The sequence below is a fragment of the Bradyrhizobium sp. ISRA430 genome, from assembly GCF_029909975.1.
Lineage (GTDB): Bacteria > Pseudomonadota > Alphaproteobacteria > Rhizobiales > Xanthobacteraceae > Bradyrhizobium.
In genome coordinates, this window is the sequence record NZ_CP094516.1 from 7317335 (window position 1) to 7334412 (window position 17078).

15 protein-coding genes are annotated in these 17078 nt (G+C 57.3%); 7 read left to right on the forward strand and 8 right to left on the reverse strand.

The features are described from left to right. Positions 1-279 precede the first annotated feature (279 nt). The 3 genes from MTX21_RS34520 to asnB all read left to right on the forward strand — a co-directional run bounded on the left by MTX21_RS34520 (position 280) and on the right by asnB (position 3875). Positions 280-933, forward strand: coding sequence for a CDP-alcohol phosphatidyltransferase family protein (locus MTX21_RS34520; protein WP_280968942.1), 654 nt, complete (start codon positions 280-282; stop codon positions 931-933). Positions 934-962: 29 nt separating this feature from the next. Beyond that, positions 963-1760 (forward strand): formyltransferase family protein, encoded by a 798-nt coding sequence (locus MTX21_RS34525; protein ID WP_280968943.1) that lies wholly within the window; start codon positions 963-965, stop codon positions 1758-1760. A 222-nt stretch (positions 1761-1982) separates the two neighbouring features. Further along, the gene (gene asnB, locus MTX21_RS34530; protein WP_280971333.1) at positions 1983-3875 is read left to right on the forward strand and encodes an asparagine synthase (glutamine-hydrolyzing); all 1893 of its coding nucleotides are present in this window, start codon (positions 1983-1985) and stop codon (positions 3873-3875) included. A 418-nt stretch (positions 3876-4293) separates the two neighbouring features. On the opposite strand, the gene MTX21_RS34535 is transcribed toward asnB, so the two are convergent. The 6 genes from MTX21_RS34535 to MTX21_RS34560 all read right to left on the reverse strand — a co-directional run bounded on the left by MTX21_RS34535 (position 4294) and on the right by MTX21_RS34560 (position 10413). Next, complete coding sequence (locus MTX21_RS34535; RefSeq protein ID WP_280968945.1) at positions 4294-5025, reverse strand: peptidase C39 family protein; 732 nt, start codon at positions 5023-5025, stop codon at positions 4294-4296. A gap of 9 nt (positions 5026-5034) precedes the next feature. Beyond that, positions 5035-5940, reverse strand: a complete 906-nt coding sequence (locus MTX21_RS34540) for an ABC transporter permease (RefSeq protein WP_280968946.1) — start codon at positions 5938-5940, stop codon at positions 5035-5037. After that, positions 5941-6876: an ABC transporter permease gene (locus tag MTX21_RS34545; RefSeq protein ID WP_280968947.1), complete on the reverse strand. Its 936-nt coding sequence runs from the start codon at positions 6874-6876 to the stop codon at positions 5941-5943. 7 nt (positions 6877-6883) lie between these two features. Beyond that, positions 6884-7783 (reverse strand): ATP-binding cassette domain-containing protein, encoded by a 900-nt coding sequence (locus MTX21_RS34550; RefSeq protein ID WP_280968948.1) that lies wholly within the window; start codon positions 7781-7783, stop codon positions 6884-6886. Further along, complete coding sequence (locus MTX21_RS34555; protein ID WP_280968949.1) at positions 7784-8722, reverse strand: ABC transporter ATP-binding protein; 939 nt, start codon at positions 8720-8722, stop codon at positions 7784-7786. A 134-nt stretch (positions 8723-8856) separates the two neighbouring features. Beyond that, positions 8857-10413, reverse strand: a complete 1557-nt coding sequence (locus tag MTX21_RS34560; RefSeq protein WP_280968950.1) for an ABC transporter substrate-binding protein — start codon at positions 10411-10413, stop codon at positions 8857-8859. Positions 10414-10654: 241 nt separating this feature from the next. Here MTX21_RS34560 and MTX21_RS34565 point away from each other — a divergent pair, with 241 nt between their 5' ends. Both MTX21_RS34565 and phnF read left to right on the forward strand, forming a co-directional pair. Further along, the gene (locus MTX21_RS34565; RefSeq protein ID WP_280968951.1) at positions 10655-12154 is read left to right on the forward strand and encodes an alkaline phosphatase family protein; all 1500 of its coding nucleotides are present in this window, start codon (positions 10655-10657) and stop codon (positions 12152-12154) included. A gap of 18 nt (positions 12155-12172) precedes the next feature. Beyond that, positions 12173-12973, forward strand: a complete 801-nt coding sequence (gene phnF / locus MTX21_RS34570; protein ID WP_280968952.1) for a phosphonate metabolism transcriptional regulator PhnF — start codon at positions 12173-12175, stop codon at positions 12971-12973. Positions 12974-13213: 240 nt separating this feature from the next. Here phnF and MTX21_RS34575 read toward each other — a convergent pair whose 3' ends face one another. After that, the gene (locus MTX21_RS34575; RefSeq protein ID WP_280970888.1) at positions 13214-14005 is read right to left on the reverse strand and encodes a phosphocholine cytidylyltransferase family protein; all 792 of its coding nucleotides are present in this window, start codon (positions 14003-14005) and stop codon (positions 13214-13216) included. 320 nt (positions 14006-14325) lie between these two features. Then, positions 14326-15183 (reverse strand): phosphoenolpyruvate mutase, encoded by an 858-nt coding sequence (gene aepX / locus MTX21_RS34580; RefSeq protein WP_280970889.1) that lies wholly within the window; start codon positions 15181-15183, stop codon positions 14326-14328. A 585-nt stretch (positions 15184-15768) separates the two neighbouring features. Here aepX and MTX21_RS34585 point away from each other — a divergent pair. Both MTX21_RS34585 and MTX21_RS34590 read left to right on the forward strand, forming a co-directional pair. Continuing rightward, positions 15769-15978: a helix-turn-helix transcriptional regulator gene (locus tag MTX21_RS34585; protein ID WP_348637463.1), complete on the forward strand. Its 210-nt coding sequence runs from the start codon at positions 15769-15771 to the stop codon at positions 15976-15978. 745 nt (positions 15979-16723) lie between these two features. After that, complete coding sequence (locus MTX21_RS34590) at positions 16724-17023, forward strand: hypothetical protein (RefSeq protein WP_280968953.1); 300 nt, start codon at positions 16724-16726, stop codon at positions 17021-17023. Positions 17024-17078 lie beyond the last annotated feature (55 nt).

The window sequence follows — 17078 nt, forward strand, 5'->3', positions numbered from 1 at the left end:
ACAACGCACTACGCTCCGATCATCGGAATGGGAAAAGCTCCCTAACGGTAAGAAAAGCGATGCGACGCTTTGTCAGTTTTGTTGGATTCGCCACGCTCGGGTTTCGATTGTGTCGCAGAGCCGAACGGATTGAGAAAAAATAAAGCAGGCGTCCGGCGCATCAGAGCGGCCGTCTTAGCTCAAGCGACCACTAGCGCGTCTACTAGAATTGGTAGTTTGCGGACAATTCGGACCTCGTCCATTAAGTTGCAATTGTGTTTGGCAGCCGCAAGGACCCTGATGCCGATCGCCCCCGGGCAGAAAGAGGAACATCGAGGTTCGATGATCGCATACCTATCTGACCGCGCAAATGCCGTTACTGCCCTGGGACTCTTCTGTTCTGGTGCAGCGACGGGGCTCGTGGCGAAAGGACGCTACGAGGCGGGAGTAGCGCTCGGACTCTGGGCGATCATCGCTGATGATGTCGACGGCGAAATTGCCCGGCGCACCAAGAATCGTACAATGGCCACTAAAGCCGTTGGTAAAGCTCTCGATGCGTTCTCGGATCTCATTTTTGGATCGGTCATCCCGTCTATTGTCGTCGCTTCTTTCATGGAGTCTCCAGCATCTCCAATCTTCACAGCGCTCCTGTTACTGATCGGAGCTCTTCGCCTAGCATATTTCGACCATTTCGGATTGGACGATCGCGGTTATTCGACCGGTCTACCTCTCTCTTACGCTCTGCCAGTGCTCGCGGCGATCTTGCTAATTGACCACACTATTGCGCCGCTTGAGTTGGGTGTGGTTCTTCCCGCATTCTTTGTACCGCTATCGTTGCTCCACATCGCCCCGTTCAAGATCAAAGCCTCTGGCAGTCTTGTGCATGTGATAACCATCGGCGTGGCGGCCACTGCGTCTGCTGGATTATTGATGACGAGTAGAGCGGGTCAATAGGCGGGCTTGCAATGTCGTAAGGACGAGAAATGTCGAGCTCAATCAAGCGCGTGGTATTTGCCGGCACCAGGGGACTTGCGACCCGCTGTCTTCTGTTCGTCATCGAGACCTGCGGCAAAGACCACATCGCCGGCATTCTCGGCGCTTCCCGGTACGAGAGAACTTGGTGGAGGCACGAAACCAGTGAGGAGCTTTGGGAAGTCGCAGATCGCTTCGGAATACCCTATTTCGAGTCGATAGATGATGTTCCTCCTCTCGGAACGTTTCTCGTAAGCGTCATGTGGAATAAGATTTTCCCGCCCCATATCCTCGCGCGGTTCGACGGAGGCGGTATCAATCTTCATCCAGGCCCACTCCCTGAATATCGCGGCAGTTTTGCGCGGACGCATGCCATCCTCAATGGCGAGAAGAGCTTTGGGGTAACTGTCCACTATCTCTCAGAGCGGGTCGATAGGGGCGATATTATCGGCGAATTGCAGTTCCCCGTGCTGCCTTCTGAGACAGCGCTCTCATTAGACACCAGAGCGCAACTTTATGGCTACGCGCTCTTCTGCCAAGTGTGGCTGCGTTTATTGGACGGATCGGCGACGTGTCGCTCACAAGACGAGTTGATCGCTCAAGAAAAGCGCAAGGCTTGCTTCTATCCCATGCGCATGATGACCGCACTTTTGGATTCGTCAGACGTTCCACGCACGGCCGAAGAACTCGATCGACTGTACCGCGCTCTATATCTTCCACCACGCATTGAGCCTCCGAAGTGGCTTGTCGAGCGCGTCATGACCAATGAGGTTCGGACGCTGGTTCGGGATGTTTACCCCCAGCGGTAAGGCTTGACTTGGCGCGCAGCGCGGCAGCTCGCCCGGAACATGAGGGCCGCGCTTCTCGAGGACGTCCGCGACCGCCGGAGTGTGCCTGCAAATTGCCGCTCATTGACTGAACGTGGTCTTGGCTCTGGAGGTTGCTTTGTAGCATCCAGTCAATCGAGAGAGTGCCGGCAAGCCGGCGTGTCGACCGTATAGAGCTAGCTTAGCACGCGGAGGAGGCTAGGTGTGTGTGGAATTTGCGGATACATCGGACGGATTACTGATAAGTCAGTGACCGAGCGGAACCTCGCGCGTTGCGCTCAGGCGCTGGCCCATCGGGGGCCGGACGCGAGTGGCAGCTGCGTGACCTCTTCCTTTGCCTTTGCGCATCGAAGGCTCGCGATCATCGATCCGGATCCGAGGTCAAGTCAACCGTTCCTCGATGAGGAGTTCGGCTTGGCCGTCACGTATAACGGGGAGATCTACAATTACCGTGACTTAAGGCGGGACTTGCTTCGGCGCGGATACCGATTTCGCACAGAATCGGACACGGAGGTACTTTGCAAGGCATATGCTTGTTGGGGGATCGATAGCGTCAAACGTCTGCGGGGAATGTTTGCTTTCGCAATCTACGATCAAAAGACGGGGACAGCGTTCCTTGTGAGAGATCGGCTCGGAATTAAGCCCTTATACTACGCTCGCGCAAACAATGGCCTTGTCTTTGCCTCCCAGCCGTCAGCTATCCTGCAGTGGCCAAGGGTCCGCTCGAAGCTCGATCCGGTTGGATTATCAAGCTTTCTCTCCTACCGAGCCGTCTTCGGCGAGAGGACGTTATTTGCAGATGTGCGAAAGCTGCAGCCTGGAACCTGGCTGAAAATTAAGGCTCAATCGCACGAGCAGACGCGTTGGTGGGATCCTGCCCGCCTCGATGAGAGTGGCGATTGCAGTTCTCTGGAAACCTTGATCGGCAGCGCCGTGGAGGAACATTTGCTGCCCCACGCTCCAGTCGCAGCGCTGCTTTCCGGAGGGCTCGACTCCAGCGTGTTGGCTTTCGAGCTTTCAAGGCACTCGTCGCAAAAGCCGACGTGCTTTACTGGAATCGTACCGGGTGATGTGTACGATGAAAGCCCTTATGCGGTTGAGGTCGCGAAATCTCTCAAGCTCGCCCACGTCTTGGTCCGGCTGCCCGGGGCAACGAGCCTGGATGTCGTTAAACGCCTTACCGCATTACGTGGTCATCCCGTCGGCATGCACAACGAAGCGGCGATGTATTTGCTTGCTCGAGCAGTCAGCCACTCTCACAAGGTTCTCCTTACCGGCGAAGGGGCCGACGAGATATTCCTTGGATATAGCCGGATCTTCAGGTTGTCCTTCGACCTTCGTCGACAGGCGCTGCTGGCCGCGCTGCCAGATGTCATTGGCCGCCCGGCGCGACGTCATCTCGGCCTTCCCAAGTTCAAAGCGAGCGAATTCGAGTTCTTCCTTGCGCGCTACACTTACTTTCCCCAATCCGAGAAGCTGGGGCTGGCGACACCGGCATGGAGAAAGGACATCGTTCACGATGCGGGGCTGATCGACTGGATGAACAATGCCTATCACTCAGGCGGGGCCACTCCGGTCGAGCGCATAAGGCAATTCTTTGTACGGCATCATCTGCCGGCGCTGCTCGAAATGGTCGACAACACCACAATGGCGGCCGGGGTGGAGTCTCGCGTTCCCTTCACAGACCACCGAATCGTTGCGCTGGCTCTGCGCATGTCGTTCTCAGAACATCTGCGTTGGAAACATGCCTTCGCCCCGTTTCGGGCGGCCTTCACGCCTATTGAGAAATTTAGCGAAACGCTTGACGTCTCCAAGGCCGCGCTGCGCACCCTTTACAGAGATCGTCTGCCCGCAAGTGTGATTACGAGAAAAAAGCTCGGGTTTCCGTTGCCGTTAGGCAAGTGGGCGACAGACCAGAGCTCGGAGCCGTTTCGTGACTTAATCTTCAAGGAATCTCCCGCGATCGCCGATTGTCTCGATATTGGCGCTCTCCGGCGATGGTATGCACACCGTTCTCAAGCGGCAAACGATGCATTCGGAAAACAACTCTGGTTGATCTGCAATCTAGAGGTCTTCCTTCGTCAACTGTCTCCATAGCTGTTGGTAGGACCGGATGCGGGGAAGCCGAGGCAATCCCGAATGCCTCACCGCTTAGCGAGAAGACGAGCCGGTGTGGAAACAGGAGAATGCCAACCGCCAGAAATGGATGCACGATCGCGCTATCCAGTGCGCATGACGCGTTCTGAGGAGTGCTGGAATTGCGCCGAACTACGCGATGGATTAGGACGCGAGATGGACGTTGACGCTGCGAGAGGCCTCTCGTGGTCGCGCGCGCCCGGCGAGAAAGCGCGTTTTGACGGACCGCGCAACAACGCAGGACAGACCTCATGATGGCCGGTTTGCTGCTGTCGAACGCGGTGTATACCGGCCCTGCCGACCGCAGGCCGCTCGATGGCACCATTGGAGGCTGACTAATCGTCGTTATAGCTTGGGCTTTTGGTGGCTACCAGATGCATCAGCGTTCGGGACCAGAAGCGCTCGGCGTGTCAGGCCGAGGTTGATGGCTAGGATAAATCCGGGGAAGCGGAAGCGCGACATTCGCCATTTTTGGAAGGCCCGCAAGAATGACCGCCGTTTCCCGGCTGGGACCGAATTCGGTCATGCTGGCAAAGCTTGCGTGGTCGACGCGCGTGGCAGCATCTGCCTCGGCGGGATCTTTGAGAGGATCATTGAAAAATACGTGATCGGCGTCGGCCCCGGTCACCACCACCCAATGAGTGATCATTTTAGCTTCGAACTCAATGCTGACCATCACGATGGGATACCACCCCACCGCCATCCATTTCGAGAGGTCGTCAAGGCTGTAAGTGCCAAGATGGACGGGGATGTCGCGCTGGTATGCTTCGGCGAGATCTCGCTCCTGGAGAATCTGCATCACCTCCATCTCGCCGCCTTGCGAAGCGCGAGACTTAAGAAAAAGCCCATCATGGCTCACGACAACAAGCGCTGCGAAGCCGCGGCGTTTGAGGGCTAATGCCAGACCAACCGGTCCGCAGCCGCCGTGAATGGTCGTTGCCTCTCGCCAGATCTCGAGCTCAGCTGTTTCATTCGGCTGATATCGCTCGTCGAGAGCGGACATGACCATCATCAGGGAAGATGGTCCACAGGTGAACTTCCTCTTTTGCCGATACAGAGGAACGTTCCTGACCATTTGATTTGTTGAGCTTTCGAGGTCGGGACGCGACATGACGTCATCTCAGATGGACGTGAAAGAAGCTGAGCGAGGTCCCGTCTGGCGCAGCGCCTCGCTGATTGTCATGAGAGCAATCGCTGTCGCCGCGATGACGAGACCCGGCGCGAGGGCAATCCACCATGCGGTCATCAAATAGTCTCTGCCGAATCCCACCATATTGCCCAAGCTCGACATCGGCGGTTGTATCCCCAGTCCCAGAAAGCTCAGGGTGCTTTCCAGGAGAACCGTCTCGGTGAGCCCAAGGGTCATGCCGACGACGATGGTAGGTGCACAGGCTGGGAGAATATGCCTTGCGTAGATATGGACCCGCGAAGCGTTGTAGGTCCGCGCCGCCGTTACATGGAGCCGATTGCGGGCTGTCAAAGCAAGGCCCCTCGCTATGCGGGCGTGGCGCTCCCAACCGTGCAAGCCCACAAGACACACAAAGAGTGCCAGCGAATTGCCAAATATCGTTATGACAAGAAGTGCGGTCATCATGAACGGCACAGCAGCCTGCATATCGACCAGTGCCATGACTCCTTCGTCAATCAGCCCGCCAAGCTCGGCAGCGAGGAAGCCCAACGAAACGCCCAGCAGGGTGCTAATGAAGGTCCCGCCCACCGCAACGAGCATGCTGATCTGGATCGAATATATCAAGCGAGCCAGCACGTCCCGCCCGAGCTCGTCGGTGCCCAACAAATGTTCCAGCGTGCCGCCGAAGAACAGTGGTGGCGAAAGCCGTGCATCCAAGGAGATCTGTGCTGGATGATAGGGGGAGATCACCTGGGCCAGTGCGGCAATCAACAGACATCCGACAATCCATATTGAGGCACCATGGAGTCCTAGCTTGCGTGGCTTAAGCGGATCGCGGCGGGCCTTCGAAGAACGAAAGATGTTCCAAGTCCATTCACGCGCCCAGGCGGTGCTCATCTATGTCTCCGAGGATTTCGACCGCGGATCGAGCCAGGTGTAACCGAGATCGACGCCCAGGTTGGTCATGATCATCGCAGTGCCAGCAAGCAGGACAATAGCCTGCACCACTGGAACATCCCTGTTTCCGACGGATGTGATGAAGAGATTTCCAATACCCGGCCATGAGAAGACCGTCTCGACCACTGTCGAGCCGGTTACCGCTCCGCCGATGAGCAGGCCAAGTATGGTCAGGATCGGCACCGCCGCATTGGGCAGTACGTGGTGGATCAATATCCGCCAAAACGGAATGCCGCGCGCAAACGCAGCCAACACATACCGGCTATCCAGCGATTCGCGAACAGCCACGCGGGTGTAGCGGGCAAGCACGGCGGAGCTTGCGGCCGCCATGGTTACTGCCGGCAGAGCCAAGCTGCGCCAGCTCTCTGCACCGCCGGTCGGCAGCCAGTTGAGCTGGATTGAGAACACCAGCATCAGCACGATCGCCAGGAAGAAGCTGGGAACGCACAATCCTACGACGGTTCCGATCGTGCACGCACGGCCTATGAAGCTCGATGGAAACACCGCGGCAGCTATTCCTCCCGCAACGCCCGTGATCGCCGCCAAGGTAAGAGCAGAGCAGGTGAGTATCAGCGTCAATGGAAGGTGGCTGATGACGACACCGAGCGCATCCTGTCGATAGACGTAAGAGACGCCTAAGCTTCCTCGGACGACGTTATGGAGATACGCTAGATATTGCGTCAGGATCGGGCGGTCGAGCCCCAATTCGCCGGAGTAGGCGGCGCGCATGTCCGCCGTCGCGTCCGGCCCAAGCAAGACGGTGACCGGATCGCCCGCGCAGCGCATAAGAATGAATACGCTTGTTACCATCAGAACGAGCGTGACCAATGCGCGGGCAATTTTGCTCGCAAATACCTTCTGGACGTTGCGCCTCATGCGGCTATCACCTCTCCGCCGCCGAGTGCCGACGCCCTGCTGGCTGCGAACAAGGCTTTGAAGGTGATGCCGTTTCAAGGCCGAGCCCAGAATTGGGTACCGCCCCGAGCAGGGACTTCATGTAATCCGTCCTTGGGTCGAGCAGCACCTCATCGCGTGAACCGCTCTCAACGATGCTTCCGCGCTTTAGGACAGTGATCTCTGAGCAGAGATAGGCAACGGATCTGATATCATGACTTATGAATAAGAGGGACAGGCCCCGGCTCTCACGCAGATCCGACAGAAGGTTCAGGATCTGAGCTTGAACGGTCATGTCGAGCGCGGAGACGGGCTCGTCACAAATCAGAACCTCGGGATCGAGAATAAGCGCCCGCGCTATATTGACCCGCTGCGCCTGTCCGCCGCTTATCTGATGCGGCAATTTGCCAAGGATCTCGCCCGATAGGCCGACGGCCGAAATTGCTGCAGCGAGCCGAGCCTGACAATCGGAAGACTTCATTTTGAAGTTCACGAGCAGAGGCGCGATGATTTGTTTGCCGATCGGGGTAACCGGGTCCAGTGCGTCGAGAGGGCTCTGAAAGACAGGTTGGACATGGCGGCGGAACGCAGCCAATCGATCCGGCCTCAGCTGCTCGCCGTCAAAAAAGATCTGGCCCGATTGTGGCGCTGTCAGCCCAAGCAGAAGCTTTGCGATGGTGCTTTTGCCGCTGCCGGACTCTCCGATCAGCCCATGGGCTTTGCCACGACGGACGATCATGTTGATCTTATGCAGCCTCGAGCCGCCAAGGACCTCCGCAGCGGAGCGCCGAGCAGCCGGGTAGCAAAAATCGACATTGCGCAGCTCGAGAATGGGTTCGAAGGACGCGCGCGCTGTACGAACGTGAGAAGGCTCCATGGGCGATGTCATTCATGGCTCCAAGTTGTGGCATGCCACCAGCTGTTGTGCGATGCCCTGCAAGGCGGGCCTTGTGTGCCGGCAAATGTCCAGCGTTCCCGAGCACCGAGATGCGAAATTGCAGCCGGCCTGGCGCTGAGCAGGTTCAGGGAGGCTGTCTGCTGGGCCGTGCAGACGCCGGGGACGCCGTGAGAGTGGGGGGACAGCGGAGAATAGCGCGCGCGTATAGGGGTGTAGGGGAGTTCGAGCGACGAGATCGGCGCGCCCGATTTCGACCACCTGGCCGGCGTAGAGAACGCCGATACGATCCGACCGCTGCAGGGCAATGCCCAGATCATGGGTCACAAAGAGGATTGCCATGTCTGACCGGAGCCGTTCGAGCAGGTCAAGAATCTGTTTTTGCGTGGTGACGTCGAGAGCCGAGGTCGGCTCGTCTGCGATGAGAAGCTTCGGCTTCATCGCGAGCGCCATTGCAATCATGACGCGCTGATTCATTCCGCCGGACATCTCGTGCGGGTATTTTCTCATCGTCTCTTTGGGATCATCGATCCCCACATCGCAGAGTAGATCTGCAGCCCTTTCGCTCGCCTCTTTCTTGCTCAAGCCGCCGATCATCTGGACAGTCTCGCGAAGCTGGAATCCAATGGTCCGAACGGGGTTAAGATATAGACTTGGCTGTTGGTAGATCATTGCACGCCGGCGCCGATCGACATCAGAAAGAGGCCTGCCTTCGATATGAATATCGCCGAGACATTTCAGCTCGGAACTTGCTACTCCCATGATGGTCGAACACAGGACGCTCTTTCCGCTGCCGCTTTCGCCGACAAGCGCGAAAAACTCACCTTTCCGCAGCTCGAACTGAATGGCGTCCAGGAGGCGCGTCTCGGGTCGGTCTGCAAGAACAACGGTTAATCCAGTAATGCTCACGAGCGGCGGGCTGCCATCCGCCATGGCTGGGCGCCCGGCATTCCCTTGCTCAAAAGTTTGGACAAAAGGTGCTTCAAGTGCATGCGAACTAGTTCGGTCCATGATTCCACCTTCCGAGCAGACAATAGTCTTCTGCGTCCGGCCCAAGGCGTTCTCGGCTAGACGTTGATTGCGCCTGGCCGAAAATCCATCAAACCGGTTGGCGTCGGTGCCCACCTGATATTGGCGCGCTTTCCGAAGAACTCGCCAAGCGAATGGAGCACCGTTCCTGGTGGATCAATCTCGTCGAATATGTCGAGCATCTCTTGATAGGCAACTCGCCTTTGGGCTGGGTCCTGCGCCGTCAGCAAAGTCGTCTCTAGCACATTGAATCTGTCGTTCCGCCAATATCCACCCCTCTGAAAGTTGCTCTGAGACCCCCAGCGCGAGACGAACGATGCTGTGGGATCGGGGTAGTATGTCCCATCGGACGAGTTGTTCACACCGCGGCCCAGACGGTCTTCGACTTGGGCCCAATTCTCTTTCATTTGGATATCGATGTTCAGGCCGACAGCCCTCCACATTGCTGCGATGGCTTGAGTTTCGATAAGCTCGGCCGTGTAATAGTTGCCGACCGTTTTGAAAGGAATTGCTGCCCCGTTATAACCGGCTTCGGCAAGAAGTCGCTTCGTCTCTTGCGGATTGTACCGTGGGATTGGCCGATCAGGATTGTAGAGAGCGCCGTAAGCAGGGTGTTGATGGGAAGGCGGCACACTTATGCGCTTGCGCCAAATACTATTGACAATGGTCTGCCTGTCGATCGCCAGATTCATGGCGCGCCTGATGCGCGGATCCCGCAGCACCTCATTGGTCGTCGAATCATAGACCAGCGTGCGGAAGGACATCGTGTCGCCTCCAACCACGTCCAGCCGGTTGTCCGCGGCGAGAATATCGAACTGATCTGGCGCTACGGTTGTGATGATATCGAAGTCGCCAGCGCGAAGGCCGGCGACGCGTGCCGCCGGCTCCCGCACCATCCGAAACTCGATTCCCTTCAGCGGCGGCCTTCCACCCCAGTACCCCTCGTGCGCCTCGAGGCGTATGTAGCGGTTTTCGACGGCCTCAACGACCCTGTAAGGCCCCGCCGCTATGGGAGCCCTGGCCCATTGATCGAATGTCGCCGCCTTCAGATAGGCCGATTTCGAGACGATGCCGGCTCCATAGGAGGTCAGGCGTTTGACAAAAACAGGGTCGGGCGCCTTGGTGCTGAACTCGACAGTATGTCGACCGGTTGCCCGCACCGCGCTCATCGACGGAAAGCTGATCTGGCCAACGCCATAACCCGGACTGTCCTTTGCCAGCATACGCTCCGCACCGAAGGTAAATGCGACGTCCTCTGCCGTTAACTCTTCACCATCGTGGAATCGAACCCCTTTCCGCAGAGACACGCGATATGTGGTGCTGTCGAGAGCCTCGAGGCTTTCAGCCAACATTGGCCGAATCTGCCCGTCCCGTTGATAGTCGATTGCAAAGAGCTTGTCGTAAATGCTCTCGAGCACCCGGAAGCTCACGAGCGCTGTAGCACGGGGATGGAGCGGATCGAGCTCAACGCGCAGATCCTGCATTGCGATCCGCAGTGCCGTTCGGCCAGCGTCTTGGGCAAAGACAGTGGTCGATGGAACCAAGCTCAGCCCAGCGACCAATTTGAGAACCGCGCGTCGATTACAGGTATTCATCACACATCTCTTCGTTGCACAAACCATCGAGTGCCGAGCTTCTGGACCATGCAGCTTCGCGTACTCACGCTCGGGCCGGGCGGCTCGCACAATGGTTTTCTGAGGAGCGGTTCGAGTATTGCGAGATATAATTCACACCATGTGACACCATCATGACAGGCCTAGGTGCCTAGGTAGCTGGACAAGGGGGCTTCCACTCCCGTAGGTTGAGATTCGGGAATCGGAGCTGGAAGGTGGCCGAATGAAATTCTTAATTGTCGTGCTGGATGGCCTTCGTCCTGACCAGCTAGACGAAGCTGTTACGCCGAATCTCGCCGAGCTGTCCAAAACCGGCCTTCGACTTGCCCGCCATGCCTCATCTTTTCCCAGTGAGACGCGGGTTTCATCGGCCGCGCTGGCCACGGGCGGACATAGCTCGGCCCATGGAATCATCGGCAACCGTTTTTTGGCAAACGGTCGGTCGATCGACGGATCTTCGCTCTCGGCGCTCCTGACGCTCGGCGGCGAACGCGGTGGCGTCCTCACCGCCACGACGATCGGCGAAGTCTTGGCGGCTCATAGTCGTGCGATGCTGTCGATCGGATCTCAGTCGCAGGGCTCTTTTGGACTTTCGAGCTGGGGGAGTTGGCAGACAGGTGCGCCGGCGTTCTGGGTTCACGACCCATCAAAGTTCAGTGGCAATGCGGCCGTTCAACGGACTGCGCCAACCTTTCCGATGCTCCCTCCCGACGAGCGGCCCGCGCGTGCTGCCATCGAGCGTGTCGTCGATCTATTCTTCTCGTTCCTCAAGGAAGAAGCACTTCCGGAGGTCAGCCTGCTCTGGCTTTCGGAGCCGGACATTACATATCATATGTTCGGTCTTCAGCATCCTACAGCGCGTGAGGTTCTCCACGAGGTCGATCGCCAGTTTGGACGAATTTTCGCTTGGTGGAGCGAGAAAGGAGAGCGGGAAGGAGTACAGCTTATTGCTGCATCTGATCACGGACACGCCATCATTGGAGAAAAGGTCTCCGTGTTGGAACACCTGCAGCGGTCGGGATTCAAGGTCGGATACGAACTCACGCCCGATGTAGACGCCGCAATAAGCGCTCAACGCGTTGTCAACATTTGGGCCCGGGACAGAGAGGGTCATCTTCTGACAGAGCTGTATCACGCCCTGTCCGAGGAGCCATGGTTTGGCGTGGCTTTCTCACGTCAGGCTTCCGATGGCTCTCCACTTGTCGCGAGCACCCTCCCGCTTTCGGCTGTCATGGCCGAACACCAACGAAGTGCAGACCTGTCGTTTGTTCTCGCCGATTGCGGCGCGGCCAATCGGAGCGCTTCCCCCGACGCCGTGTACTACGATGGGAGCTATCCGATCGGGGTTGGTATGCACGGAGGGCTTTCGGCGCACGAGCTGTCTTCACTATGCATCCTTGCTGGCAATGCCTTTAGAAGCGGAGTTGTTGCGTCCCCAACCAGCATCGTTGATCTGGTGCCGACGATCCTTTCCAGCTTGGGACTGCCGCTACCGTCGACTGTGCAAGGCCGTATCATCGATGAAGCTTTGCAAGATCGCGAGGACTCAGGCCAGGATGATGTCGAAGATGCGAGCGTCTCAATTGCCTCTTCAGCGCGCCGGGCAACTGTCTTCCGGAAGCTATACCGACAACGTCTTTACCTGAGAGGAGCGGCCGTAACCCGGCTGGAACGACCGAAGAATGGTAAGCCGGACGCTAACCCGGCGCAATTGGACGCCTGACCCACGGACCATTGAGCTATGTATCAAGGAAAGCGCTGGGAGTTTGTTCGATCGAACATCGAAGAAGCTATTGCCTCGAGCCGATTTCGGCCAGGCGAAAAACTTCCGAACGACGTAGAGCTTGCTCTCGAATATGGTGTCAACCGGCACACTGTAAGATACGCCATTCGGGCACTTGAGCAGGAAGGACTGCTACGTGTCGAGCAGGGGAGAGGCACCTTCGTTGTCGAACATCCAAAACCCTATCTTCTCTCCCCTCAAACCCGGCTGACCGATAATCTCCTCTCGCAAGGCCGCTTGGCGCGTCGTAAGATACTGTCTGCTGCAACGATACCGGCAGACGAGCGGCTCGCCGACTACCTCGACTTGCAAGCGCGTGACGATGTGCTGCGCATCGACACGCTGAGCTATCAGGACGAAATCCCTATCGTCATTGCGCATAGCTACTTCCCGGCGAAACGCACTCCCGGACTGCTGGACAAATTCTCTGGCGCCAACTCGATCTCGACGGCTCTCAGGCGGATCGGCATTGACGACTACTCGCAGCAATGGGTGACGATAAGTGCGCGTCTGCCTTCCGCGCAGGAGGCGCGCCTGCTTGAAATGTCGACTTCAGCGCCGGTCTTCGTCAAAGAGAGCCTTGACTGCTCCGGCCGTATTCCGATCAAATTTGGCGAGAATGTACTGTGCGCACCAAGAATCAGCTTCAGATTCGACTTCAAAGACATTTGTTCCGCGGAGCAGTCGCGTGCAGGAAAGCCTCGATCCGGAAAAGCGCAGACGAGGAAATCGAAATCATCTGCCTCCTTCAAGGTCTAGGTCCCGTCCCATTCCTGCGGTCGAAGCGGCTGCGGGCCAAATGATTGTTTCGCTGCCACCATCGCTGAGATGTGTGTTCCCGCTTCGTGCCGGGACGAGCCGCTCGCGTTCTGCTGAGGCAATAGGCGGCGGTGTTGGTTGCGGCCCCATCAAGCTTGTGGGTCTTGGCATCGTTACGCGGCCGGCGTCAGACGCAGCCGCGAATGTCCTGAAGAGGCGCAGCGGCAAACGTCGTGAACCTCACCCCCAGGCGGTTGGATCAGACGTATCGGCTTTTGCGAAGATGCGCTCGGCGGTACGCAGATCTTCCGTATCATCGATTTCGTACCACCTGAGATCATCGCATCTCACGGCAGCAAGCTGCAGGCCTTGTGTTTCCACGAGATAGGAAAGAAGTTCCTCCGTGTAGGCCTGGGTAGCTCCGGCCTTGATCATATCGTCTAGGGCCGGAACGACCTCTGTCCGCAGAGTAGACGCAGACAGCCGCAACAGATTCATCGTCTTGTAAAGAGGCGGGTCATCCGCGATGAGATTTATCGCTGTTTGTTTCAAACGAAATTCTGAAATGAAGCCAAGATCGGACAACAGGACCGCTGATCCCTGCATCAGCTCACCGAAGGGAGCGACAGCAGCCGCGTCGGACGCTTCGCTGGTGAGCAGCTGCCGCAATACATTTTCCTCGAAGAAGACGTCGCCCTCAAGAAGAAAGCAGTCTCCGGGAAGCAGAGCGTCTCGCGCCAGCCATAGCGAATAGGCGCTCCCAGTACGGTCGTAAACAGGGGATTCGACGTATTTGATTGCAACACCGCCAAAGCGGCTGCCGCAGGCGTCTTGGATCGCCTCTTTGCGATAGCCGACAACAATCGTCGCCTGTTCCACGCCGACACGCCCTAGGTTATCTAGCGCGTTGTGCAGGATGGGAGTGCCATGGATTTGGACTAGCGGTTTCGGGTTTAGATCCGTTAGCGGCCGCAGTCGAGAGCCCACTCCAGCGGCGAGAATGAGAGCATGCTTGGGAGCATTCAGAGGCATTTCATTCGCCTTCTTCATCCCGCGTGTCGCTGCGCGAGCATTGTGAACGCCTCTGTTCAGCCTTACCTGCCGCACCTGTCAGACCACCCCAGAGCTTGAAGGAGGTAGGTGTGAATCGCCATTAACGCATACCTGCATCAGCCGTTGTGTGAGCTTCCTTAGGCAGCAGAGACAGATATTTGGCCACGTCCAGAGCTGTCGAGAATGTTAGGTCGCGGCCTGGCTGGGTGACACTGGAGCGAGACGGACGACGGCCGAGAGACGCATCGGGTGGGTTTTGAACAAAGGAAGCTTTGGCTGGTAGACTCTGCCGCCATGAACTAGCTGGGCTGCAGATATTGCTTTTCGGCCGTGGCAAGTTCGTCATACCTCAGGAGTTCGAATATCTCGCTAAGCGGTGCGATATGAGATTCAATGCCCGCAACGCTCTCTTGAGCTGCGATGCTATCGCAGACGCGCCGCATTGCAGCTGCCGCAGCTCGCATGGAGTGATTGGCCCAGACGACCGTGGAGATCCCCGCATCACGAAAGGTTGACACTGGCGTTCGATAGTACGTAGTCGGAACAATCACAACGGGTAGCCGGTTCCGCCACTCGCTGACAAACGAAAGCATTTCGTACGCGGTACTTTTTCGCGAGTGAATCAAGATTGCATCGGCGCCTGCCTCGGCATAGGCATGAGCACGCAAGATGGCTTCATTCAATCCATGTCCAGCGATCAGCGCTTCGATCCTGGCCACGAGAACAAGATTGTCGGCGATTGCATCCTTTACAGCCCGCAGACGACCGGAGAATTCATCGATATCGGCGAGCGGATGCCGCTCACCAATGAGCGAGTTCAGCTTCGGGAAGCAGCTGTCCTCAAGCGAGACGCCCGCCGCGCCAGCCTGATGAAGTTTGCGTGCGAGGAGGCGAGCATTGTTGAAATTGCCGAAGCCCCCGTCACCGTCAACGAGCACAGGTAGCTCGGTTGAGTCCACTATGCGTTCGACGCTCTGGACGAGCTGGGTCCATGAAGCTTCGTTGGCATCGCGATAGCCGAGCGAACTGGCAATCGACAAGCCAGAGGCCCAGAGCCCCTTGAATCCCGAGCGCTGGGCGATCGTGGCAGACAGGCCATCATGCGCTTCCATCAGAAACGACAGATCATCATTCGAGCACACCTGGGCCCGAAGCATTTCGACAGGCGACTGGCGTGCGCATTGACGGCCTGCCATATGCCGAACGGCTTGTGGTTGATGCTGCATGCCCAAATCCTGGAAGCCGATCGTCGACTAGCGCCGACGTCACTGTTCATATCTTTTTGGGGGAATGCCGATCAATGACCAGCATTGGTAGTTTTTTGAGACGCGCAGATTTGCATAATTGCGTAGGAGTGGCGCCGAACGCAAAGCTTTCGCTATGGGGTTGATTGGGAAAGAGGGGCCTTGGTTACAAATGGATGACCTGGGTTCGCGAGCCTGGTCCTATGGCCCCAGGAAGAATTCCTCACTCCTTGGCGGGGAGGAGTGCTTAGTGAAAGGGTGATATCCGCCTTACATAGAGTTGGACACAACATCGACAGCCACGATTGTCGTAATGCTGATGTCGTATTTACGACACATGTCGCAAGCCCATCGACAGGGCTGCAGTGGGACGGCGGCCTCGCGCGAATATCGCGGCAATCGCCAAGAATTTGTCCTGCCTCGCCGATGCTTGCTGGCGCCGGAGTGGCATCGCATTTGCTGATCCCTCTCCTGTTCTCTCGAGTCCAGGAGAAATTCATGGCGGATGAGAAAGAGGTTGTGCTGTCGGAACGGGAAAGACAGTGTTTGCGATGGGTCGAGGAGGGGAAGTCATCCTGGGCTATCGGTGTCATTCTGAAAGTGAGCGAGAACACCGTCAACTTTCATATCAAGAATGCGATGCGAAAGCTAGAAACGTCCAGTCGGACTCAGTGCGTCGTCAAGGCGCGGCGCGAGGGTCTTATTTAAGGTAACGGCCGCGGTTGCGCCGCCGCTCATGCAGATCTGGCCTGCTTCTATTTCGTCGCTGATCGTCACCGGGCGCCGTGGACCACCAGGGGAGGTGAGATCACGGGCTCATGACGCTCTTGCAAGCTCGACGGCCGCTCGTATCCCTATGTTCACCTTGTAATCGGTCCGTCCCCCTGCTGCGGACGCGGCGGTCGTATGCGTGTCGCAAATTGAAGAGAGGTGATCGTAGCGGCTGACGTACTGAAGTCGTGGTCGTCGGAAAGGCGGTGTAGACGGCCTGGGCCGGACACGAAGACAGCAATGATAGTCCGCGAACCCATTTCCAAAAGCGTGCTGTTGGTAGACGTTGCACCATATTCCAGCGCTCTGCGCTCAACCAAGCGCGGGCGATCCTTACGAAGCGTGGCTAACTTAAATGCAAAAAGTTGCGTTCTTCTGATGATATTGCGGATTCGAGATAAGCTGGACATGTTAGCGGCGGACGCGGCGATCCGGGCGTTTCTGAATCTCGGTGCGAATGAGATGGCCTTCAGCCCGCGAACGCATTCCACCTCAAATAGTCCGATGCAGATGAAACCGGCTGGTTCGTTGAATTGTACGCTATGATTACGTAATGAAACGCGTGCCAGATGGCATAGTCGATGGTGCGTGCTTCTCTCATCTTAGGTCGTCGCACGAAGCGAAACACGACGGCTAATGTTCAGGTTTATAAAGATGTGACGCGACCTAATTGAAGGTTGCAGTGCGCACGCTCAAGAATATCGTTTGCGAGTGCCCGGCTCCGACGGGTCGGCGGATGCAGAAGGGCAGTCAATCCTTCGTGTTCTGCAGTTCACGGCCTGGGAATTTCGAACTCGATCTCACGCGCCACTTCGATGATGTTCTCTGGATCGCCTCCGTTCTTGAACAGAGCGTATTTCAGAGCTTCAGCGCGGTCGATAAAAAGCCCGCCAAACGCGCCCCGCGTTTCGCGCGCAACCCAGTTGCCGGCCCGATTTTTGCCGACAAAAACAATCGCTCCAATATGGGTTGTTCCATATGAGTGTGAGCTGTCATCTGACCGAAGGAGCATGGTGATTCAGGTCCTTGATTCCCAT